Annotated in this window: 26 protein-coding genes; 18 read left to right on the top strand and 8 right to left on the bottom strand. The window is 38.5% G+C overall.

All coding sequences use genetic code 11. From position 1 onward, the window contains the following. Window positions 1-2: 2 nt before the first annotated feature. The 4 genes from ATCC51562_RS09595 (at window position 3) to ATCC51562_RS00585 (ending at window position 2,135) form a co-directional block, all read left to right on the top strand. Complete coding sequence (locus ATCC51562_RS09595; protein ID WP_021090383.1) at window positions 3-152, top strand: hypothetical protein; 150 nt, start codon at window positions 3-5, stop codon at window positions 150-152. Next, on the top strand, window positions 149-1,312 hold the full coding sequence (locus ATCC51562_RS00575) for a phage tail sheath family protein (RefSeq protein WP_021090239.1): 1,164 nt from the start codon (window positions 149-151) through the stop codon (window positions 1,310-1,312). Before ATCC51562_RS09595 ends, ATCC51562_RS00575 begins: the two co-directional genes overlap by 4 nt. Before the next feature lie 12 nt (window positions 1,313-1,324). Next, window positions 1,325-1,837 (top strand): phage major tail tube protein, encoded by a 513-nt coding sequence (locus ATCC51562_RS00580; RefSeq protein WP_021090342.1) that lies wholly within the window; start codon window positions 1,325-1,327, stop codon window positions 1,835-1,837. A 73-nt stretch (window positions 1,838-1,910) separates the two neighbouring features. Continuing rightward, the gene (locus tag ATCC51562_RS00585; RefSeq protein WP_021090376.1) at window positions 1,911-2,135 is read left to right on the top strand and encodes a phage tail assembly protein; all 225 of its coding nucleotides are present in this window, start codon (window positions 1,911-1,913) and stop codon (window positions 2,133-2,135) included. A 117-nt stretch (window positions 2,136-2,252) separates the two neighbouring features. Here the strand turns inward: ATCC51562_RS00585 and ATCC51562_RS09600 are convergent, their stop codons facing one another. Continuing rightward, window positions 2,253-2,420 carry a hypothetical protein gene (locus tag ATCC51562_RS09600; RefSeq protein ID WP_021090203.1) on the bottom strand — a complete coding sequence of 56 codons (168 nt, stop codon included), beginning with the start codon at window positions 2,418-2,420 and terminating at the stop codon, window positions 2,253-2,255. Window positions 2,421-2,467: 47 nt separating this feature from the next. Here ATCC51562_RS09600 and ATCC51562_RS00590 point away from each other — a divergent pair, with 47 nt between their 5' ends. The 5 genes from ATCC51562_RS00590 to ATCC51562_RS00610 all read left to right on the top strand — a co-directional run bounded on the left by ATCC51562_RS00590 (window position 2,468) and on the right by ATCC51562_RS00610 (window position 8,336). Further along, window positions 2,468-4,696 carry a phage tail tape measure protein gene (locus ATCC51562_RS00590; protein WP_021090310.1) on the top strand — a complete coding sequence of 743 codons (2,229 nt, stop codon included), beginning with the start codon at window positions 2,468-2,470 and terminating at the stop codon, window positions 4,694-4,696. Window position 4,697: 1 nt separating this feature from the next. Beyond that, window positions 4,698-5,072 carry a phage tail protein gene (locus tag ATCC51562_RS00595; RefSeq protein WP_021090398.1) on the top strand — a complete coding sequence of 125 codons (375 nt, stop codon included), beginning with the start codon at window positions 4,698-4,700 and terminating at the stop codon, window positions 5,070-5,072. A 108-nt stretch (window positions 5,073-5,180) separates the two neighbouring features. After that, on the top strand, window positions 5,181-5,372 hold the full coding sequence (locus tag ATCC51562_RS00600; protein ID WP_021090294.1) for a tail protein X: 192 nt from the start codon (window positions 5,181-5,183) through the stop codon (window positions 5,370-5,372). Further along, window positions 5,366-6,337, top strand: a complete 972-nt coding sequence (locus ATCC51562_RS00605; protein WP_021090271.1) for a phage late control D family protein — start codon at window positions 5,366-5,368, stop codon at window positions 6,335-6,337. The genes ATCC51562_RS00600 and ATCC51562_RS00605 overlap by 7 nt, the downstream gene beginning before the upstream one ends. Beyond that, complete coding sequence (locus ATCC51562_RS00610; protein WP_021090234.1) at window positions 6,327-8,336, top strand: hypothetical protein; 2,010 nt, start codon at window positions 6,327-6,329, stop codon at window positions 8,334-8,336. The genes ATCC51562_RS00605 and ATCC51562_RS00610 overlap by 11 nt, the downstream gene beginning before the upstream one ends. A 216-nt stretch (window positions 8,337-8,552) precedes the next feature. Here the strand turns inward: ATCC51562_RS00610 and ATCC51562_RS00615 are convergent, their stop codons facing one another. Both ATCC51562_RS00615 and ATCC51562_RS00620 read right to left on the bottom strand, forming a co-directional pair. Then, entirely contained in the window at window positions 8,553-9,578 is a 1,026-nt protein-coding gene (locus tag ATCC51562_RS00615) for an ABC transporter substrate-binding protein (RefSeq protein ID WP_021090352.1), read from the bottom strand. A 210-nt stretch (window positions 9,579-9,788) separates the two neighbouring features. Beyond that, on the bottom strand, window positions 9,789-11,624 hold the full coding sequence (locus tag ATCC51562_RS00620; protein ID WP_021090399.1) for an aryl-sulfate sulfotransferase: 1,836 nt from the start codon (window positions 11,622-11,624) through the stop codon (window positions 9,789-9,791). A 277-nt stretch (window positions 11,625-11,901) separates the two neighbouring features. Between ATCC51562_RS00620 and ATCC51562_RS00625 the strand changes: the two genes are divergently transcribed. From ATCC51562_RS00625 to ATCC51562_RS00655, 7 genes are all read left to right on the top strand, one after another. After that, complete coding sequence (locus tag ATCC51562_RS00625) at window positions 11,902-12,648, top strand: carboxymuconolactone decarboxylase family protein (protein ID WP_021090213.1); 747 nt, start codon at window positions 11,902-11,904, stop codon at window positions 12,646-12,648. Window positions 12,649-12,763: 115 nt separating this feature from the next. Further along, window positions 12,764-13,420: a thiol:disulfide interchange protein DsbA/DsbL gene (locus tag ATCC51562_RS00630; RefSeq protein WP_021090373.1), complete on the top strand. Its 657-nt coding sequence runs from the start codon at window positions 12,764-12,766 to the stop codon at window positions 13,418-13,420. 8 nt (window positions 13,421-13,428) lie between these two features. Continuing rightward, window positions 13,429-14,049 (top strand): protein-disulfide oxidoreductase DsbI, encoded by a 621-nt coding sequence (gene dsbI / locus ATCC51562_RS00635; protein WP_021090214.1) that lies wholly within the window; start codon window positions 13,429-13,431, stop codon window positions 14,047-14,049. A 45-nt stretch (window positions 14,050-14,094) separates the two neighbouring features. Beyond that, window positions 14,095-15,744 (top strand): sensor histidine kinase, encoded by a 1,650-nt coding sequence (locus tag ATCC51562_RS00640; RefSeq protein ID WP_021090395.1) that lies wholly within the window; start codon window positions 14,095-14,097, stop codon window positions 15,742-15,744. 1 nt (window position 15,745) lies between these two features. Next, entirely contained in the window at window positions 15,746-16,426 is a 681-nt protein-coding gene (locus tag ATCC51562_RS00645) for a response regulator transcription factor (protein WP_021090255.1), read from the top strand. A 90-nt stretch (window positions 16,427-16,516) separates the two neighbouring features. Next, on the top strand, window positions 16,517-17,086 hold the full coding sequence (locus ATCC51562_RS00650) for a hypothetical protein (RefSeq protein ID WP_021090224.1): 570 nt from the start codon (window positions 16,517-16,519) through the stop codon (window positions 17,084-17,086). Window positions 17,087-17,178: 92 nt separating this feature from the next. Next, window positions 17,179-17,913: a hydroxymethylpyrimidine/phosphomethylpyrimidine kinase gene (locus ATCC51562_RS00655; RefSeq protein ID WP_021090317.1), complete on the top strand. Its 735-nt coding sequence runs from the start codon at window positions 17,179-17,181 to the stop codon at window positions 17,911-17,913. Window positions 17,914-17,916: 3 nt separating this feature from the next. Here the strand turns inward: ATCC51562_RS00655 and ATCC51562_RS00660 are convergent, their stop codons facing one another. The 3 genes from ATCC51562_RS00660 to purM are packed head-to-tail and all read right to left on the bottom strand — an operon-like array spanning window position 17,917 to window position 19,581. Next, window positions 17,917-18,339: an RDD family protein gene (locus ATCC51562_RS00660; protein WP_021090229.1), complete on the bottom strand. Its 423-nt coding sequence runs from the start codon at window positions 18,337-18,339 to the stop codon at window positions 17,917-17,919. A gap of 1 nt (window position 18,340) precedes the next feature. After that, a complete protein-coding gene (locus ATCC51562_RS00665; protein ID WP_021090341.1) occupies window positions 18,341-18,598 on the bottom strand; it encodes a hypothetical protein in 258 nt (85 codons plus the stop codon). Then, on the bottom strand, window positions 18,598-19,581 hold the full coding sequence (purM, locus tag ATCC51562_RS00670; RefSeq protein ID WP_021090325.1) for a phosphoribosylformylglycinamidine cyclo-ligase: 984 nt from the start codon (window positions 19,579-19,581) through the stop codon (window positions 18,598-18,600). The genes ATCC51562_RS00665 and purM overlap by 1 nt, the downstream gene beginning before the upstream one ends. An 80-nt stretch (window positions 19,582-19,661) precedes the next feature. On the opposite strand from purM, the gene coaE reads away from it, so the two are divergent. Next, window positions 19,662-20,258 carry a dephospho-CoA kinase gene (gene coaE / locus ATCC51562_RS00675; RefSeq protein WP_021090366.1) on the top strand — a complete coding sequence of 199 codons (597 nt, stop codon included), beginning with the start codon at window positions 19,662-19,664 and terminating at the stop codon, window positions 20,256-20,258. A 47-nt stretch (window positions 20,259-20,305) separates the two neighbouring features. Next, complete coding sequence (dapF, locus tag ATCC51562_RS00680; RefSeq protein WP_021090314.1) at window positions 20,306-21,049, top strand: diaminopimelate epimerase; 744 nt, start codon at window positions 20,306-20,308, stop codon at window positions 21,047-21,049. 146 nt (window positions 21,050-21,195) lie between these two features. On the opposite strand, the gene rplT is transcribed toward dapF, so the two are convergent. After that, window positions 21,196-21,552, bottom strand: a complete 357-nt coding sequence (gene rplT / locus ATCC51562_RS00685) for a 50S ribosomal protein L20 (RefSeq protein WP_004317321.1) — start codon at window positions 21,550-21,552, stop codon at window positions 21,196-21,198. 100 nt (window positions 21,553-21,652) lie between these two features. Beyond that, window positions 21,653-21,844 (bottom strand): 50S ribosomal protein L35, encoded by a 192-nt coding sequence (rpmI, locus tag ATCC51562_RS00690; RefSeq protein ID WP_021090212.1) that lies wholly within the window; start codon window positions 21,842-21,844, stop codon window positions 21,653-21,655. Window positions 21,845-22,022 lie beyond the last annotated feature (178 nt).

Here is a 22,022-nt window from a genome sequence, read left to right on the forward strand (position 1 = left end):
AAATGGCAGCAAAATTTGGGGAGCGCGCGGGCAAAGCAGCACATCAACTGCTTGATGTGCGTCCGCAAGCGAGTGAGCGAGTATATCGCACTGCGATACGAGCGATGGCACATAGCGCATGCCAAAGACTAATTAAAGGAGAGAAAATATGAGTGCTAAATTCGGAGTAAACGTAACCGTCTCAGCTGAGGCAGCAAGACCAATAGCAGTAGAAAGTACTACACCTATTGGTATAGCAGGGTATGAAGAGGTGCTAGAGCCGGGCCTACATTTTTATATGACAACAGCAAAGGCACTTGAAGCTCTTGAAGCAAAATACAAAGCAAAAAAGGATGCGAGCCAAGCTTTTAAAAAAGGCTCTATTTATAGGGCTTTAAAAGGTATTGAAGATCAGGCCGTAAATACTCAAATAATTTTAAGTGTATTTACAAAAGATGACGATGAGGACACAAACGATGAGATCACGGAGTGCAAAAGTGCCGTCACAGCGTTTGCTAAGGCAAAATCACGCTTTGGTTATAGCCCAAATTTAATAATCGCGCCTGGCTTTAGCCATGAAGATGCGATTAAAGGCGAGATAGAAAAAATGGCAACCAGGCTAAAAGCAACTGGTATTGTAGATCTAAAAGCAGATGACGCAGCAGCAGCCATTGTTAAAATGGGCGATTTTGGTACAAATAGGCTAGTTGCCGCTTATCCAAATGTCAAGGTTTGGGATGATGAAACGAACGCTTATGTCTATGAGGGGCAAAGTGCGAGAATAGCCGGCATGATAGCCCATACAGATGGCGCAAGCGAGTTTGGATATAGCGACAGCTATTCAAACAGGGTTATGATAGGAATTTCGGGCACGCAAATAGACGTGGATTTTGAGTTAGGTGAAACTTGTACAGCTGATGAGCTTAGAGCAGCAAAAATTTCTACCATCATTAGAGAGAGTGGCTTTAGGGCTTGGGGTGGTGAAACGAGTGACCAAGATACTATTTGGCAAGATCTAGCACGTGTTAGGATATTTGATCGTATTTCGCAAGCTTGCCAAAAGGGAGTGCTGTTTGCGATCGATAGAAAAGCTAGTGAGCTTTATCATGCAAAAAGATCAGTTAGCGAGCTCCTTCGTCAGCTAGTTGGAGCAAAGGTACTTCTTGGATATGAGCTTAGCTGGAGTGCAAAAAACACCGACGCAACTATCACGGCTGGCAAATTTTACCTTGATGTCAGAATGCAAAACAATCCAATCGTTAAGCAGCTTACACTTGATTTTATCTACGTGGATAAATACGGTAGCGTTTTGATGGATGAGTTAAACAAATAAAGGAGATAAACAATGAAAAGACAAATTCCTCAAGTAATCCAAGAAGGTAACGTTTACATAGATGGCATCGGCTATCTTGGTGTAACAAAAAAGCTTAAGCTTCCCACAATAGAGTTTGAAATGATAGAGAGCAAAGGAGCTCTTAGCACAAATTACACAACTGGCATGCTAAAGGCAACAGAGGTTGAATTTACAGTTAGTGTGTTAGATAAAAACATGTGGGTAAATTTAGGACTAAACAGCTTTACCAATCGCATTCCGTGGCTTTTTAAAGCTAGCATTTTCCAAAGCGGCAAAAGTAAAACTGTGCCTTTTAGCGCAGCCTTTACTGGAGATATTATCAGTTATGAAGTATCTGAGTTTGAAAGCGGAAAAGAGCTAGAAGTTACTATTAAGCTATCAGCTCATTTTGTGGACATCAATGTGGATGGTGTGCCGATGGTGCTAAAAGATAGTGAAAATATGATATGCGTTATAGGCGGAGTTGATTATATGGCAGGGGTTCGCTCAAATTTAGGAGAGTGATTTTTATACTAAGCCTGCTTGTTTTACTTTGATATGTAGCCAAGCAGGCAAAAACAACAAAAAGGATACAGGAATGAAAGAGATAAAGATAAAAGATGAAATTTGGCAAATGCACGCACCAAAAGTAAGAACCATTAAGATGGCGGATGAAAATGGTGGTAGCGATATGGTAAAGACTATCTACATGATAGCTGCACTTTGCAATAAGACACAAGATGAAGTTGAAAATTTGGAGTTTAAAGAATTTATGTCTTTGCAAAAGGCGTTAAATGATTTTTTAGACGTAAGGGCGGAGTAAATAACGAAAATATCGCCCTTATAGCTCATGTTTTAGGCTATGGATATAGCGAGATAATAAATCTTAGTTTGAGTGATTTTAGTGAGTTTTTAGAAATTTCAGTAAAGATCTTAAAGGCTAAGAACGAGTTATAACTTCTTTGGTTTTACCTAATGCTAAGCCAGCGGTGCCAATAAGGCTGCCAAGTATCCCTAAGCCAAAAACTAAGGCAATAAGCGTTTCAAAAAAGCCACTTGGTGAAACGAAAAAGAATAAAACGATAAAAATAGGAATGATTAAAGCCATTTTAAATCCTTTTTAAAAGGGATTATATCGTATTTTAAAGGAAAGATATGGACAACGCACAAGTTGGTATTAGTATTGGTCTAGCGGTAAAAGGGCTAAGTAGAATATCAGAGCTAAAAAAAGGATTTGATGGTTTAAAAAGTAAGATAGCAGAAGCAAAAAAGGCCATAACATCTTTAGATAACACTAGGTTGTCAAATCTATCTAGCCAAATAAGAGAGAGCCAAAAAGCACTTTTAGGCGAGCTTACGACAAATTTTAGCAATCTTACAAACTCGGTAGCCATAGGAGTGCCAATAAAACTTGCCATTGATGATGAGGCGGCTTTTGCGAATGTAAAAAAATATGTTGATGATAGCGATGAGAACCTAGCTAAGCTAAAAAATGAGATGAGAGGGTTAAGCTCACAGCTTGGAGAGAGCTTTAGTAATATAGCTGACATTGCAGCTGGCGGTGGTAAGATAAATTTAGCTGGTGAGGAGCTAGTAACTTATACAAAGATGCTTGCAACTGGTTCAGTTGCATTTGAAATGAGTAGTGAAGCCTTATCAAAGGCGGCCAATAATATGAAAGTTGGCTTTAAGATGAACGATATAAAGGAGCTTAATAGCTTTTTTGATAGCGTAAACTTGCTCGACAATAAGGTTACTAATGCAAATGCTTCTGATATATTTGAGGCTACTTCGCTAACAGCTGCAAATGCCAGCTTAATAGGCCTAGATAGTAAAAGCGCTAGTGCCATAAGTGCTACAATGCTAAGTACTGGAAAAGCTAGTTCGGTCGTAGGCACTAGCTTAAATGCTCTTTACTCCACACTCTCAATGGCCGACAAAAAGGGTAAAAATTTTCAAGAAGCGCTAGCAAGCATAGGCATGGATGCAACATATCTAAAAACAGCCCTACAAAAAGATGCTGCTGGAGCTATAACTACATTTTTAGAAGCGATCTCTAGAGCCGATAAAGATAAGCAAGCAGGGCTACTTTATGATCTAGTTGGTGGAAATTTCAACGATGAGATAGCAGGGCTTGTAACAAATATCGATGCCCTTAAAGCAAATATCAAAATGGCACACTCGGATGAAGCCACAGGATCTATGCAGCGTGAGCTACAAACAAAGCTAAACACTACAAAAAGTGGTATCGAAAGGGTTACGCAAGCATGGAGAAATCTAGGTTCAAGCCTTGGAGAAACCTTTTTGCCACTTACAAATTTATTAGCTTCTATCTTGAGCAAGGTGGCTGGAGTGTTAAGCTCGCTAAATGAAAAATTTCCAAGACTAAGTGCCGTAGTTGTTAGCGCGGCAGCTGGCTTTATGATCTTTAAACCGGTGTTGCTTCTTAGCAAGATAGCACTTTTAAGTGTAGCAGATGGATTTTTGGGCGTTATAAGGGTAGTGAAATTTTTAAATCCTATGCTCTTAATAGCAAAGGTTAGATGGTTGGCTCATGCTGTAAGTATATCAAGTGCCACGCTAGCTGCCAAAGCTCATGCTTTTAGTATTTGGCTAGTTGGTGCAAGACTAAGAGCAACTCTAGCTATCACTACTGCTTATAGCGCTGCTTCAAAAGCCTTTGCAGCATCATGTGCCTTAATGCGTAGTGGCTTAATGGCAGCAACTCTAGCTATAAGGACTATGAAATTTGCTCTTATTAGCACAGGCATTGGTGCCATAGTAGTAGCTCTTGGCACAGCAGCGGCCTATCTTATGGAAAATTGGGACGAGGTAAAGGCATTTTTTGAGAGAATTTGGGAAAACGTCAAGCCATATTGGGAGAGCACGACAAAGTTTTTTAGTGATCTTTGGCAAGGAGTGAGCGACTTTTTAAGCGCTATTTTTGAGCCGGTTATTAAGATATGGAATGAGCTCTTTGGAGGTTTTTTTGATTGGATAGCTGAGAAATTTGGCTGGATAAACGACATGGTTAGTGAGGCCATTAAGGGGCTAAGTAGTGCTTGGAGTAAGACAAAAGAATTCTTTGGCTTTGGAAGTGATGAGCAAGCAAGTAGTGAGCTAAAGCCAAAAGATGATAGTGGTGGCTTTTTTAACTCTATTTTTGGCTCAGATAGTGATACTCACGCAAAAGAGGCTCCAGCTTTAGTGGCAGCTAGCCCAGGTGGCGGCGCCATCAACATTAGCTTTAATGGTGATTTTTTACTTAACTCAGATAACGGCAAATTTGACCTAGAGAGCTTTAAGGCTCAAATAGTAAAAGGCGTTAAAGACGCACTAAGACGTGATGAGTTTAACCGTAAAAATACTGATGTAAGGGGATAATATGGTGCTAAATCTTGGTGGGTTTAAATTTAGATGGGAGCAAACTAATAGTATCGATACCCAAACAGACTTTGGGATAAGCGAGCAAGAGCGTATACAAAACTATCCAGCCTTATTTAGTGCAAATTTAGGGAGCAGCACACTTAATATAGATGGTCAAACACTGCCATATCACGGCGACAAACAAGGCGCACTAAAGCCACTTTATGCCTTAGCCGCCTTACGTCAAAGCTTGCCGCTTACAAATGGAAATGGTAAATATTTTGGTCGCTTTGTTATAGTAAAAATCAGTGAAAAACAAGCTATTTTTACTCCAAATGGAGCATTTTTTACGCAAAGTTTTTCACTAGAGCTAAAGCGAGACTTTAGCTCATAACTTCGCAGATGAGTAAAACTCATCTTTGCGACCAAAGTTTAGCACTTTGGAAACGCACTAAAGACTAAGCTCGCCTGGTGCGAGCTAAATTATTGAAAAGGGATTATAATGGATAAAATTTACATAGCTAAAGACGGTGATAGGCTTGATACTATCACCTACAACCACTACGGACATCTAAGGTTTTTTGAGCAAATTCTAACTATAAACCCAAAGCTTAACACAACACTTCATGCAGGCGATAGGGTATTTTTGCCTGATATAAAAGAAACAGCGAAAGAGCAGGCAAAACTATGGTAAGAAAACCAGCTTTCAAGCTAGAAGCCAGCGGTAAAGATATAACAAACACCATCAGACAAAACCTAATAAGCTTAAGCTTTACCGATAAAGAGGGCAATGAAAGTGATGAAATCAGCTTTACCCTATTTGGCATATATGCAAAGCCAGTATTTGGAGATAAGCTTAAACTTTGGCTAGGGTATGAAAATGAGCTCTACCTTTGTGGTACTTTTAGCGTGCAAACAACTAGCGCAGACTACAAAACAAATACAACAGAGGTTAGAGCAACTGCTGTAAATTTTGCAAGCCCTGCAAAAGAGAAAAGACGTGTGAGCTGGGAAAATACAACGCTTTTTGGTATAGCTAAAAAGATAGCTAGCGCCAATGCACTATCTTTAAAAACAAGCGGTAGCGACCAAAACATAGCTTCTGTTATCCAGGATAATGTAAGCGACATAGAGTTTTTATATGATCTATGCGTCAAATTTGGCTTTTTAATGGCTGTTAAAAATGATAATATCATCATAACAGCTAAAGATGCCAAGGGTGATGCTAGCCAAACCTCAAATACTTCAAAAAACGAGAATTTGCCCACTTTTTCACTAAATTTAACTGATCTTTACTCGCTAGAGATCACTGAAGCTAATAGAAACTCTTATACAGCCGTAATAGTAGAGTGGCAAGATATTGAAGCTGGTAAGGTAAAAAGCATTAAGGTGGGAAGTGGGGAACAGGTATATAAGATGCAGATAGCTCAGCCAAAGAGTGATAATGAGGCCTTTAAACAAGCAGAAGCTAAACTTAACGAGTTACAACGCGGCGGAATAAATGGCAGATGTAGCTGCGAAGGGAAAAACATCATATCAGGTGGTAAGCTTAAATTTGGTGGAGTTCCTGGGCTAGAAGCAAATGAGTTTAGCATAAAAGAAGTAAGCCATAAGCTTAGTACGAGTGGGTATGAAATAGACATAGAGTTTGAGGGGTAAAAATCTCATTTTTTACATTAAGGTTAAAAATGAGAAATTTTTTTACGAAAAAAGTGAGATGGGTTATAACTCTACGATAACAATAAGCGATAAGGCTAAGGTAAAATCTGTGCACGGCGATAAAGGTGTCGATACTATAATGGTAGATAACGCCACTGTGGCCGAAAAGATCGAGGGCGGACACGGCGATGATAAAATTTACGTTAGAAACGGTGCTAGAGTAGAAGGCTACGTTACTGGAGATCTAGATAACGATACTATAAATATCAACGGTAATGCCAAAGTCCAAGGTGGCTTCATTGGTGCAGGTGCTGGAGCTGATGATAAAGTAAACATAAGTGGTAATGCCGAAGTAAGCAGTGCGTTTTTAAAACTAGGTGCTTCTTCGTATAACAGCGGTAAAACAACTGATAAAACTACCCTAAATGTGACTGGAGACGCTGTGATAGATGGCGTAACTATCTTGTCTGGTGACTCTTTGGGTAAGCAAGTTATGAATTTTCACCAAAATGGTGAAGCTAAAATCAAACAAATCAATGGTAGCAATAATAAAGATGTTATAGACATTAAGGGCGGAGACTTTACTATTGCAAATACTCTTCCTAATGGCAAGATATACGGTAATGGTGGAGATGATGAGATAAATATACATGATGGTGCTACAGCAAAAATCAAAGCTGATATGGGCGAGGGTGTTGACACTTTAACAGTAAGCAGTGCTACGCTTAAAGATTCTGTTGTTGAGATGGGCTTAGGCAATGATGAGGTAAATATCAATGCTGGAGCGACTATAGATGATGTTTCTATAAAAACTGGTGCGGACGTTGATACTGTAACAATTAAAAATTCCACTTTAAATCATACAGAGATTCTTACTGGTGCTGGAGTAGATACAGTAAATATTGAAGAAGGAATATCATTTGCTGATAGTACTATAAATACCGGAGCAGATAACGACATAGTAAATATCAATAGTGATATTACTGGAAACAACCAATCAAACATTAAAACTGATGCTGGTTCTGATACTATAAATATAGCTAGTGGCGTAACGCTCACTCGCACTGTTGTAGATATGGGTTCTGGGGAGGATACTATAGAGCTTAAAGGCAACAACGCTACTGATGACCGTATAACATTTAAGGGATCTACACTATATACTGACAATGTAGGTAATGCTGTTGATTATGTGGATAAAGTAACTATATCAAATACTACATTTATGAAAAGTGATGATGGTAGATTGTCTAGTGTAAGAACTGGCAGCGGAGGCGATGAGATTACGATCAAAGAAGGAACTGTTTTTCAAGATTTATCTTATATAGCTGCCGAAAATGGCAATGATAAGATAACTCTAGAAAGCGGTGCTAAATTTAATCAGGCCAATGTATATGCTGGTGCGGGTGATGATACAATAAACGTTAACGGAGCAGAATTTAAAGGCGACAGCGTATATAATCACAATGCTAGCATACACGGTGGAGCAGGAGACGATAAAATTTTCGTTAACTCTGGAAAATTTGATAATGCTAGAATAGAGGGTGATGCTGGTAATGACACAATCCATATCAAATCTGGAGCTAGATTTGAAAATGCTTCTATATATGGTGATAGCATAGATGGTCTAACGACGGGCAACGATACTATCATAGTAGACAAAGGTGCAACGCTAATTAATACAACTATAAACGGCGGAGCCGGATATGATACATTAAAAGTTGCTGACAATAGCATAGATTTTAGTCATGTAAGAAATATCGAAAGACTAGATATGACTAATGGAGAAAACACAAACTTAACTCTTACAGCTAGCAATGTTCAAGATATACTACGTGATAGTAATGAGAGTACACTAAGAATAGATGGTGACAAAGGTGATAGGCTAAAACTTACTGATGGTGGTTGGGACAATGGTCATCCAAGCTCAAACGAAGGCTATACTCTTTATAGCAATGGTACAACTACAATCGAAGTTCAAGATCAAATACACGTACTTTAATATCTAGACTTTTAATCCCAGAGGAAATTCCTTTGGGATATTCTTTCTTATCATTAAATTTTTATAAGTGTTTGTCTTTTTAGCATCAAATCTACAAAATTTTAGTTGTTTAAGTAGTTGGTATATTAAATTAGTAAGTCTGGATGATAAACAAAGACTGAAAATGGATTAAAATTTGGCGGTAAATGTAGATAAATTTACCGCCGTAAGGATAAATTATTTTCCAGTTGGGTCTAAGCCATTTAAGATGTAATTTACTTCATCATCACTTAGCTCATAGTGTAAAAATTCTTTATAAAATTTCTTTGTCTCAGCTGCTATATCTATATCTTTAAAAATTTCAGGATGTAATATCTTGGCCGCCCATAAAATTTGCAAAGCCCCCTCGGCGCCGTATCTATCCCAGCTAAAAACGCCAGTTGGATTTACGTAAACTCTTTTATTTTTTACGGCGTTAGTATCTGCGTAGATAGGGTTTTCATATATTTTTTTCAAAATTTCTGGAGCTTTGGCTCTGCCTATGATGATAACATCAGGGTTTATATTTGGTATCTCTTCTGCGTTTAGTTCAAGCATATTTCCAGCTTTTTGCACCGCATTTTGGCCGCCTGCGACCCTTATCCACTCGTCTATGATCGTATTTGTGCCGTCAACCTTAAATAAATTTTTGCCGTCGGCTATGTGAAGTACTTTTGGTTTATTGTATGATGGCGCGATCTTACCTATTTCGTTTTGCACTCTTTTAAGGTTGCTGTCAAAATACTCGTTAAATTTCTCCGCAATCTTCGGCGCTTCGCCTCCTATGACCTCGGCCATTATAGATACGCTTTTTTTCATATCCGCATGATTTGTAAATGACGGATAAAGCACGGTAAAGCCGTTTTTGGTTAGCTCTTCTTTATTCTTTTTATCGGCGGCTATGACAACGTCCGGGCTTAGTTTAATCAGCTCTTCTACCTGTAAATCTTTGCCGTTTACGCCGTTTGGGATGCTTGAAATTCTAGGATAAATGTGCGCAAACCATTTATTGTTTTTGATAAGATCGGTAGTCGCTACTATCTTGTCCGCACCGCCTAGCATTAATATGATTTGGTTGTTCGCATACCAAAGCGTAGCGATCTTTTCTACTTTTGCGGGGACTTTGACGATGTCGCCAGTGATGTCCTTGACATCTCTAAACTCAGCTGCATTAAGCAAAAGGCTTGCAAACAGCACCATTAAAGCCATGAAAAATTTTTTCATTTTTTCTCCTTATATTAAATATATATTTTTATATATAAGTGCTAATCATATATGTTATTGCCTTAATAAACAATATCTTTACAATATAAATTTATAATTTAGAGCTTTAAAATTTATGAGCGAATGTAGATTTTTATCTATTATTGATAGATTAAATTTATAGTAAGGGCTCCCCTTCTTGCACTGGGCAAAAAAGGGAGAAAAGAGAGATTATTTCTCAAAAGCCTTTTGCAAGCTAAATGGAAAAGCCTGATAGCCCATCGCATTTGTCATCTTTATCTCGATGCTAGGCTCTTTTGCGCCCCACTCAAACTCATCGATGTGCGGGCTAGGAAGTCCTACTGGGCGACCTTTTGCGATGTCAAACTGCATACCAGCAACGGCTGAATAGACCATCACGCTATCAAGGTCATCTTGATACTGCGTAAGGCTAGTAACCGAACTATACCACTCTTTGCCACGCTCTTTGCCGTACTCCCAAATTTGCTCAACAGTCTTTTTCTTTTCATTTATCTTATAAACGACTGCGCGAGAGTACTTCATGCCAGCGATGGCTGGTTGCTCCATGCCCCTTGTGTCGCCGTTGTCAAAGACACTTAGATAAATTTCGCCTTTTTTAGACTTGCTATCTATCCTAAATGCAGTGTGCTGCGTCCATTGCCAGTCAAAGCCACCTTTGTCGCTCTCGTATCCTGGGCATTTTGAGTATTCATCTTCGCAGACTATTTTGTTGCCTTTGCTATCAACTGGCTGAAGGAGTTTATCTTTAAATTTATCGCTCCAGCCCTTGTGAGCACCCATGATCCATTTTACTTGTTTATCGCGGCCGATCTTGATAACTGCGTCTTGGTGGCGGCTTGAAATGATGATGCTATCATCGCTTGGGTCATAATCCACGCTATTTACATGAGCCCAGTTACGTCCGGGACCAGCGCCAACTATATCGCCCCATTTATCATGCGTATCCATAGACTGAAGCTCATCAGAGCTTGCAGTGTGGCCTGCTTTTTTAGCGTCGATATTTAAGCAAACCGCACCTTGATCAAGCGTTTTTAGCACGATGTCGCGGTAAGGATCGAGAATTTCATATAGTCTAAAGTCATCAACTACGTTGCCATCTCTGTCAAGCTCAACGATCACGTCGCGCACTGTTCTTACATTTTTACCATCAGCTCTTTTATAATCAGCATTTGCCACGCGCAAGAAGTAGTGTCCGTTTTGTGCTACGTCCATTGAGTGAGAGAAGTCGTTGTAGCTAGCTGGTAGCTCGCGGTTAAAAATTTCTCTACCCATGATGTCGTATTTTGCGTATCTTTGGCCATATCCCCAAGTCATAGCGCCGTCGTCATTTTGCTTAAAGCCCATCATAACGCCAGCGTGAAATGGCTGTTTTAGATCATAAATTTTGCTTGGCTCAAGATACCATCTAACCTCGCCTTTTGTATCAAGGATGAAGTTATTTGGGCTGTAGTTCCACTCGATCGCACCACCAGCTGGGTTGTTCCACACGACTTTTGTGCCCTTGCCTGTTTTATTTACAAAGTTATTTACGTAGTAGAGGCGGTTTGCAAATTTAGCGCTTGCTGGCTTAGTAACTTCGATCTTATCAAATAGTGCACCCTTTTGATTTGGCGTGCCAGCGCTCTCTAGGTAGATAGCTGGGGCGTAAATTTTATAGCTCTCTTTTATATGCTCAGTCTTGCCTTTGTAGCTCTTGTCGTACTCGACTTCAACGGTATTTTGATAGTCAGGATACATGCCAAAAACTGGGATACCGCCATGTGTGCGAAGATGCTTATCAGCCACTTTGTAGCTTATCACCTGACCGCCTTGTTTTGGCACGATGGTTACTTTTGCATTGCTTAGTGTGTAGCCACCATTTTTGATGACTGCTGTAAGTGGGGCAGTGTCGTACGGATTTACCACTACTTCGCCTATTTGCCCAGTGATAGCATAGTCTAGCTTAGCCCCGCTTGGACCGCCTATCGCAAAAGCGCTTGAGCAAAGCACAGAAGCTAGCGCAACACAACTCAAAGTCTTTTTCATAACATCTCCTTTGGATAAATTTTATAAACTCTACTCATAAAGCTTATAAAATTTAGAAAAAGCCTTGGAATGCCCAAGGCTTAAAATAGGTAAAAGGAGTAATAAAAAATATTGCGTCCTTCGTAATTGTAATAAAACCTTATAACATAAAAATCACGATAAACTTTATAATGGCTTAAAATCTAAATTTATATTAAAAATTTTTACCTTTTTGGACCTTAAGCTAGCATTTACGCTTTAGCACTTATAATCAGCCCCAAACAATGGAGTAAAACTTATGACACTAACTTACAATGCAAAGAAAATTTATGAAAATTGGTTTGATTCAAAAAGTGAGCTTGAAGAGAGCAATGCTAGCTTTTTAGAGGATTATTTAAATTTTTTAGGCGATATTGGTGAAGTGATAAATATTGATGAAAAAACAAGACTTTCGGTTATCATCGCCTCTCTTTGCGTGAGTAAAGGTGCAAAAAGCTCATTTAAAAGCTTCGTTAGGGCTGCTTTAAATGTAGGTATATCAGCAAAAGAGATAAGAGAAATTTTATATCAAGCAGTGCCTTATGCTGGGCTTGGTAAGGTAGAAGATTGTATATTTTTAGCTGATGAAATTTTTAATGAGCGCTATATAGAGCCTGAAAATATGCCTAAAAAATCAAGAGAAGGCAGAGGTGAACGAGGCCTTGAGATACAAAGAAAACTTTTCCCAGCGGTTGATAAATTTATCGCATCAATGCCAAATGATCAAAAACATATAATGGAGTTTTTATCGCAAAACTGCTTTGGTGATTTTTATGCAAGAGATGGGCTTAGTTTAGAGCTTAGGGAGCTTTTGACATTTGTCTATATCACGACTCTTGGCTTTGCAAAGCCACAGCTTTTAGGGCACATTGCTGCAAATTTTGGCATCGGCAACGATAGAGCTAAACTAATAAGCGTTGTTACGACACTTATACCATTTATAGGCTATCCGAGTGCTTTAAACGCATTATCAGCAATAAATGAGATAAGCTCTAGTAAAAATTAAATTTTTAATCAATGCGATATTTTATAAATTTCAGCCAAAATTTATTCTAGCGTTAAATTTGCGGTTGAGCTTGGTTGTAGAATAACTCAAAATAAATCATCTAAAGGAGATTATCATGAGTTTTCTATCTAAATTTAGTAAGGCTATCTTTGCTGTTGCGGTGGCTGGAGCGATTAGTGCTAGTGCATTTAGCGAGGGCGAGGACTACGTCAAGCTTGAAAAGCCACTAAGCGCGGGACAAAATACGCTAGTTAAAATTTTTAGCTACGCTTGCCCATTTTGCTACAAGTACGACAAGAGCGTCACTCCAAAGGTAGTTGAGAAAATTCCTGGACTAAAATACGAACCATTTCATCTAAAGACAAAGGGCGATTATGGCGAGGTTGCGAGCAAGGTTTTTGCTGTGCTTATCGTCATGGACGAGGCAAAAGGTGTCGGCTTATTTGATGAAAATTCGCTATTTAAAAAGGCTAAATTTGCCTACTACAAGGCTTATCACGACAAAAAAGAGCGCTGGGGTGATGGCAAAGATGCTGAGGGCTTTTTAAAGACCGGACTTGAGGCTGCTGGCGTTAGTAAAGCGGACTACGAAAAAGAGCTGGCTAATCCAAAAGTGACTGAGCTACTTAAAAAGTGGGATGAGAGCTACGATGTGGCAAAAATTCAAGGCGTACCAGCATTTGTCGTAAATGGCAAATACCTCATCATGACAAAATCAATCAGCTCGCTTGATGGTATGGCAGCACTCATTGAAGAGCTTCTTAAAAAATAAGGCGTCAAATGAGCTTTTTTAAAAAAATGGCTAAATTTCAAGACTCACGCATCTCTTGGGCGATCTTAGTCTTTGTGAGCGTCGCGCTTGTCGTTATCGCGCACTCGCTCTTTCAAAACTACGCCTATATGCCACCTTGTGAGCAGTGCGTCTATATACGTTTTGCATTTTTATGTATGGCGCTTGGTGGCGTAATCGCTATGATAAATCCTAAAAATTTACTATTTGCTCTAATTGGCTACGTCTTTGCCTTTTGGGGAGCAGTGCAGGGCATAATGTATAGCGTAAAGCTAGCCAAAATCCACGATGCGGTGCATGGCGATGATCCTTTTGGTGTGCAGGGCTGCTCTACTGAGCCACACTATCCATTTGGCTTACCACTTGAGAAGTGGGCGCCTGACTGGTTTATGCCAACGGGAGACTGCGGATATGACAGCCCTATGGTGCCTGATGGCGTGGTGCTAAGCGATCTGCAAAAGAGCATAGTGGATCTTTATGCAGATGGTTGGTATCTTGTGCCGTCTTCTAAATTTATGTCTATGGCTGATTGCACGCTACTTGGATTTGGTGTTTGTTTTGTAGTGCTTGCACTTATGCTTGTTTCAAAGCTTTTATCCTTTTTAAAATGAATTTAGTTAGCCCAAATTTGGGCTAACTTAGGATATACTGCGCGTATGGGTATTAATTTAAAATCACAAAATATTAAAATCTACGCCATCATCTTGCTTGCTAGCCTTTTTGTAATACTTCTTGGGCTAAATATTTATAGCAATGCAAAAGAGAAAATCATAGAACTATCTGATAAAAACAACATAGCAGTTAGCAAAAATATCGTAAACAACTTTCAAATTTGGCTTGATGAGCGTATAAATTCACTCATTCGTGCGTCAAAATTTATACAAAATGCAGGCATCGTATATGACGATGAAAAGATAGCCGGCTTTATAAAGCTCTTTAAGCAAAACGCGAAAGAATTTGATCTAATGCAGCTTTTAAGGGATGATGGAGAAATTTTTGTAGATGGAGAGAAAATTTTAGAAGAAGTTATGCCAAAGAGCGAAAGAACAGGGCTTATCTGGTATGTGGAGACAAAAAATACAAATGCCCCAAGCGTAAATTTCATGCAAAAACATAAAATTTTAAAAGGCTCAACTCTAAATTTATGCGTTCCAGTCACAAAACAAACGAAATTTAAAGCAGCACTTTGTGGCGTCGTGCGTATAGAAAATATCTTTAACAGCATTAAAAATTTTAGCCTTGCGCCAAATTCTTACTCATTTTTGGTGACTCATAGCGGTGAAATTTTAACATCGATACCTGATCTTGCTTTAAAAAAAGAGATCGAGGAGAAATTTAAAGAGTTGTTTTTAAAAGATGAAGACATTACAAGCTTAAAAATAGGACAAAATTTAATCCAAGTAGCTGAGATACCAACGATAAATTGGTTCATAGGAGCTGGCACAAATAACGAAGAGGAAATTTCAGCTTTAACAAAAGAAGCTTTAAAAAATGCTCTAAGCTTACTTTTTGCCTTCGTTGCGCTCACGTTTTTGGCAAACATCCTTCATAATTTTATGTATAACAAGATAAAAAAGATACAAGATGAGTATGAAACTTTGCTAACTCATAGAGCCAAAATGAGTGAGGCTGGCGAGCTAATAAGTGGCATCAATCATCAATTCATTCAGCCAGTAAATTCGCTAAAACTAATGCTAAGCTCGTGCATAATGTTAAAAAAAGAAGGCAAATTAAGCGACGAGGAGCTAATAAATTTGCTTGAAAAAGGACAAAGCTCGGTCAAACTTCTTTCAAGTACTATTGAAATTTTTAGAAATTTTTACAAAAGCGCTGAAAATGTGAGCGAATTTGAGGTACAAACAAGTGTTAAAAATCTAATAACTCTCATGCACACAGAGCTAAGCCGTGCAAATGTTAGTGTAAAATTTAGCGGCTTTAACGAACAAAAAGTTCGTCAGATAGAAAATATAATCCAACAAATTTTACTAATCCTAATACACAACGCAAAAGACTCACTTGTCGAAAGCTACAAAGATGAGCCGCTAAAACGTATCATCGAGATAAAATTTAGAAGCTTTGAAGATAAATGCTACATCGGAGTTTATGACAATGGAAATGGCGTAAGCGAGCAAATGAGCGAGAAAATTTTTACTTGGCTAAATACCACCAAAAAGCAAGGAAATGGCATAGGACTTTATTTTGCTAAAAAGCTAGCACAAGAAAAGCTAAATGGTGACGTAAGACTCGTAAATAACGCAAAGCCAACGGTGTTTGAGTTAAGTTTTGATATAAATTTAAAGGACTAAAATGCAAGAAGTCTTAGAAATTTTAAAAAAGACGTCCGTCTTGGTAGTCGAAGATGATGATATGGCAAGAGAGCTTATTATTAGCGGGCTTAAACCTTATTGCGAGCAGGTAATTGGTGCTTGTAATGGACAAGATGGCGTGGAGAAATTTAAAAAGCAAGGCTTTGATATCGTGATGAGTGATATTCACATGCCAGTGCTTAATGGCTTTGAGATGATGAATGAGATGAAGCGCACAAAGCCGCACCAAAAATTTATCGTCTTTACCTCTTATGATAGCGATGAAAATTTGATAAAAAGCATGGAGGAAGGGGCGATGCTCTTTTTAAAAAAGCCTATTGATATGAAGGATCTTAGAGCAATGCTTATTAGTTTAAGTTTTGAACGAGATGAAAAGCTAGTTTATTTAAGCGATGAGGTGAGTATAAATTTAAAAAGAGAGAAAATTTATAAAAACGGTATTGAAATTTATCTTAGCTTTTTGCAAAATAAGATATTTTGGCTCTTTGCTTATAACCTAAATAAGCTAGTTACTTATGAGATGATAGAAGAATTTGTCTATGAAAGCGATGTTAGCAAGGCGGCTATCCAAAATGTGATACTTCGCCTAAAACGCGAGCTTGGTGTGAAATTTAAAAATATCAGCGAGAGTGGATATATTTTAATCACAAAATCTGAATGATTTAAAATTATCGCCACCTTGTACCATAGTACAATATACAAAAGTAATTAAATATACTAAAATACCGACAAATAAAAATAAGGAATAAAGATGGCAGCAGTAGCTGGTATAGTTAAAAGTGTTTCATCTGATGTTATAGCGATAGACCAAAATGATCATGTAAGAGTTTTAGACGTAAATGATAAAGTATATATCGGAGAGGCTATAAAGGGCGAGAGCGAAAGTGCAAGCATTACAATCACTGCAAATGATGGACAAGATATATCAATAAACGGATACGATACTCTTTGGCTAGATAGTAGCGTAGTAAGCGATGATATTGGCGAGTCTAGCATAGATACTGACGCATTGTTTAAAGCGCTTCTTGGCAATGATTATGTATCTATTTTAGATCATATAAATGAAAAAGTAGATGATATCCTTAGCGCAACCAATTTAGAGCAAGAAGAGCCAAATGATGAGGCTAGTGTAAGTATTAGTTTTAATGAAATAGATCCAAGTTTAATAAATGAGCATGGATTAAGAGAAGATGATCTTTTAGCTAAAATAAACGAACATAAAGATGGCGATAAGCAGATAGATCCTAGCTTTGAGCATACAAATCTTAACGCAACTACGATATATATAGATATCGATAACGACTTAAATAAACTTTCATAAATTTGAGCTTTTTGCTCAAATTTCTTCTGTTTTAAAAAACTCAAATTTATCTAATATCCTCTATAATAAGCCAAAAATTTCAAAGGAAAACGATGAAAAAAATTCTAATCATCGCAGGCTCTTGCAATAGTGGCACAGCTGGGCTACAAGCAGATATAAAAACATGTGCTAGGCTTAATTGTTATAGTGCAACAGCAGTAACTTCTTTGGTCGCTGAGACTACGGATGCCGTAAAGAGTGTAGTTTGCTTAGAGCCTAGTTTTGTCAAAGATCAGCTAAATACGCTTGCGGAAGAATTTAGCTTTGATGCGATTAAGATAGGTATGTTATTTAGTGAAGAGATTATGGAAGTGGTGCTTGAGTTTTTACTAACTCAAAATACCAAAGTAGTGCTTGATCCAGTTTGCGTCTCAAAAAGCGGACACAAGCTTATAAAAGATAGTGCGGTGGCAAAACTAAAAGAGCTAATGAGCTTAGCTACAGTAACTACTCCAAATTTAGATGAGGCAAATGTGCTTTTTGGTGATGATTATAAAGATTTGCCTTGTGACGTCATCGTAAAGAAACATATCAGTGAAGATAGCAGTATAGACACACTTTATAAAAAAGATGGCTCACTAAGGAATTTTAAAACCCCACTTGTTAATCCGCTTGTAATGAGTGGGACTGGTTGTAGCTTTTCAACTGCACTTGCTTGCTTTTTAGCAAAGGGCAAGAGCTTAGAGGAGTCTATACAACTTTCAAAAGAGTATATTTGCTCTATTATAAAAGAGAGCATCGATACAAAACTTGGTAAAAATCGCCTACTTTGGCATGGAGCGAAGTAAAATTTATCCCTCTGATCTTTGCACGGCAGCTGAGTGAGTGATGATGTCGTGCAGATTTAGTTTGTCTTTTCTAAAAAAACAAAGGCAAAGTCCAAGTATGCTAAAGCCAGCAAAGGCAAAGCAAATTTGGCGCAAGATGGTGTGAGAAAAGCTTAGTTTTCTGCCAGTTTTTAGGTTTATCAGATAAATTTCTTGTGCTTTATAGCCTGGAGTTTGTGCTTTTATGCTAAAAAAAAGGCACATTATAAGTGAGATCAAGCTATTTGCACCAAAAATGGCAATTTGGTTATGCAAAAATGCCTCTTTGCCATCAAGCACAAGATATGTTGTCGCATAAAATATAGGCATACCGATGATAAAAAGATCTATGATAAATGCCTTTGCTCTAGCCCAAATAGGTGCGATTTTTGCCTTTTGTTTTGCCAACTCAATTTCCTGTATTTATGTAGATACGGCTAAATTTCTCCCAGTCATATAGATAGACTAGGTTGTCGCTCTCGCCGCTATCATGCGTGACGCAGAGCATAGTAGAGGCGCGTGAGACCTTGCACCAGTGATTATAGAGATCAAGTTTTTTGATATCGCTTTCTAGTACACCAAAACAGCTTATATATTCATAAATGCTAAGATCAAAAAAGCTCTTATTTTTGGTCTTTAGCAAGCATTTTTTGCTATTTTCTTGCATTAAATTAGCTCTACGCCTTTGCCATTTACTACTTCGCCGATCACGTAGCCATCGCTGCTAGCTAGGACAGCGTCAACGTTTTCTTTTGGCACAACTAATATCATGCCAACGCCCATGTTAAAAGTCCTCATCATCTCACTTTCTTCTACTTTTTGAGCGATGATTTTAAAAATTTCAGGCGTTTTTATAGCACTTTTTTGTACCTTTGCACCAAGTCCAGCAGGAAAGACGCGAGGTAGGTTTTCAACTATGCCACCGCCAGTTATATGCGCCATTGCTGTGATCTTATCTTTTAAACTTAAAAAGTCGCTCACGTAAATTCTAGTTGGCTCAAGAAGTACGTCGATGAGCTTGCGCTCACCCACTTTTTCATCAAATTTTAGTCCAAGCTCGCTTACCACTTTTCTTGCAAGAGAGAAGCCATTTGAGTGCAGGCCGCTGCTTGGAAGTGCGACTAAAACATCACCAGCTTTTACAAATTTGCTTCTGTCGATCTCGTCAGCCTCGGCGATACCAACGGCAAATCCAGCAAGATCGAAGTCGCCTTTTTCATACATCGACGGCATCTCGGCTGTCTCACCGCCTATCAGCGCACACTGGGCTTTTTTGCAGCCATTTGCGATGCTTTTTACCACCTCTTTTGCACTCTCTATCTCAAGCTTTGCAGTCGCGTAGTAGTCGAGGAAAAAGAGCGGTGTGGCGAAGTTGCAGATGAGATCATTTACGCACATTGCGACTAGATCCTCGCCCACGCCGTCAAATTTCTTAGCGTCGATAGCTAGGCGAAGCTTTGTGCCAACGCCATCAGTCGCTCCCAAAATAGCTGGACTTTTATATCCGCTTGGTAGTCTGACTGCTCCTGAAAATGATCCAATGCCACCTATAACATTTGGTGTTTGCGTAGATTTTACGAAAGGCTTTATCGCCTCAACAAAGCTATTTCCAGCATCTATATCCACTCCAGCATCTTTATAGCTTATCATCTTTGCCCTTTTTTGTAATTTTCTAAAACTTTAGCCAAAAGTTGCTAAAATTGTCATCAATTTTCAAAAATGGAGTGAGTTTGCAGAAATTTCCAAACGCTTATGTCATTACAGGCTCTATTGCTAGCGGTAAAAGCACGGCTATAAATTTGCTAAAAGAACGAGGCTTTAGCGTGATTGATGCGGACGTGATCGCTCATGAGCAGCTTGAAATTTGTAAATGTGAGATAGTGGAAGTTTTTAAAGAGCAAATTTTAGACGAAGCTGGCAAGATCGATCGGCAAAAACTTGGTGCCATTGTTTTTAATGATCTAAAAAAATTAAAAATTTTAGAGCAAATTTTGCATCCAAAGATAAAGGAAGAAATTTTATCTCGCGCTACGAAACTTGAGTGCTTGGGGCAGGTTTATTTTGTTGATATCCCTTTATTTTTTGAAAAAGAGGATCGCTACGCTGAGTTTAAAAATGTAGCAGTGATTTATGCGCCAAAAGAGCTTTTGCTAAGCCGCTTAATGAACCGAAACGGTCTAAAATTAGAAGAAGCAAAAGCAAGAGTGGAGCTTCAGATGGATATCGAGCAAAAGCGAAAAAAGGCAAATTTTATAATAGATAATAGTGGCGATAAAGAAAATTTAGAGCACGAACTAGAGAAATTTCTAAGGCAAATTTGTGGCTGAGTTTATATAAATTCGGCAAAAAGTAGAGCAATTTTAAAGGAAAAATAATGCAAGTTTCAAAGTACAACGCTAGCGGTAATGATTTTGTCATATTTCATACATTTTTGAGCAAAGACAGAAGCGAGCTAGCAAGGCAAATTTGTAGCCGAACAAACGGCGTGGGAGCTGATGGGCTTATTGTGCTTTTGCCTTACGAAAAGGGCGTGAAATGGGAGTTTTACAATAGTGATGGAAGTTACGCTGCGATGTGTGGCAACGGCTCGCGTGCGGCTGCTAGATATGCCTATCTAAACGGCCTTGTTAGTTCAAGCGAATTTACCTTGCTAACTGGCAGCGGCGAGGTGATGGCAAGTGTGAAAGATGAGTGCGTCGAGGTCGTGCTAACAAGTCCAAAAATTTTAAGCGAACCGCTAAATGAAGGTGGCAAAACTTGGTATTTTTACGATACTGGCGTGCCTCATCTTGTAAATTTCACGCAAAATTTAGATGAATTTGACGTCAAAGAGTGCAGGGCGCTTCGTCAAAAATACAATGCAAATGTAAATTTAGCCAAATTTGATGGCGGAGTTTTAAAAGTAAGAACCTACGAAAGGGGCGTGGAGGACGAGACGCTAGCTTGTGGCACTGGCATGGCGGCTTGCTTTTACGGCGCTACTTTAAATTTAAACGCAGCGCAATGCCTAAAAGTCTATCCAAAAAGCGGCGAGGAACTTGGACTTAGGCTAGAAAACGGCAAAATCTTATTTAGCGGAGCGGTGAAACACTGCTTTGATACGAGTATTGAAATTTAGCTATTTTGGCTGCTGGTAGTTAAATTTGGTTAGTAGTTTGTAAAAGTCGCGGGTAGTAAATTAAAACAAAGAGTTTTATAGAGTTTTTGTTATTAAATTTTAAAGTGTATAAAAAAGAAGATCTCCGCCGAAGCGGAGAAAAGGTGTTATTTCAAAGCATCTTTTGCTTGTTTTGCAAGTGCCGCAAATGCCTTCGCGTCATTCATAGCTAGATCAGCTAAAATTTTTCTATCAAGTTCGATCTTAGCTTTATTTAAGCCGTTGATGAATCTTGAATAGCTAATGTCGTTTAGTCTGCAAGCTGCGTTGATACGAACGATCCATAAACGTCTAAAATCACGTTTTTTCTGGCGTCTGTCGCGGTATGCGTAAACTAAACTTCTCTCTAGTTGCTCTTTAGCTTTTCTAAAATGTTTGTGTCTAGCACTGAAAAAGCCACGTGCTAGCTTTAAAACTTTCTTATGGCGTCTTCTTCTAACTACGCCTGTTTTTACTCTTGCCATATTTATCCTTTTACAAATTGGCGCTCACAAAGTGAGTCTTGCCCCTAAATTTGGGGGAGTTTGAATGACTTTTTTGTCAAAAACTTAAATCTACGCTGCTTTATACGCCGAGCATTTTGCGAACGGCTGAGACGTTTGTGCTATCCACGTAGTGTGGGCCACGAAGGTCTCTCATACGCTTAGTAGGTTTTTTTGTTAAGATGTGGCTTCTAAAAGCAGAGCCTCTTTTTATCTTATTTTTACCTACTTTAAAGCGCTTAGCAGCACCGCGAACGGTTTTCATCTTTGGCATGCTAATCCTTTTTGAAATTTTATACGCAAGTGCGTAAGTTTTGGATTATAGCGAAAAATCCTTTAGAAAATTTAAATTTCACTTAGACAAAATTTGCAATAAATTTACATTAAGCTTAAAGAAATTTTAAAATTTATAATTAAATTATTAAATTTGGCGTATAATCACATAAAGAAAT

This window comes from Campylobacter concisus ATCC 51562, from assembly GCF_000466745.1.
Classification (GTDB): domain Bacteria; phylum Campylobacterota; class Campylobacteria; order Campylobacterales; family Campylobacteraceae; genus Campylobacter_A; species Campylobacter_A concisus_B.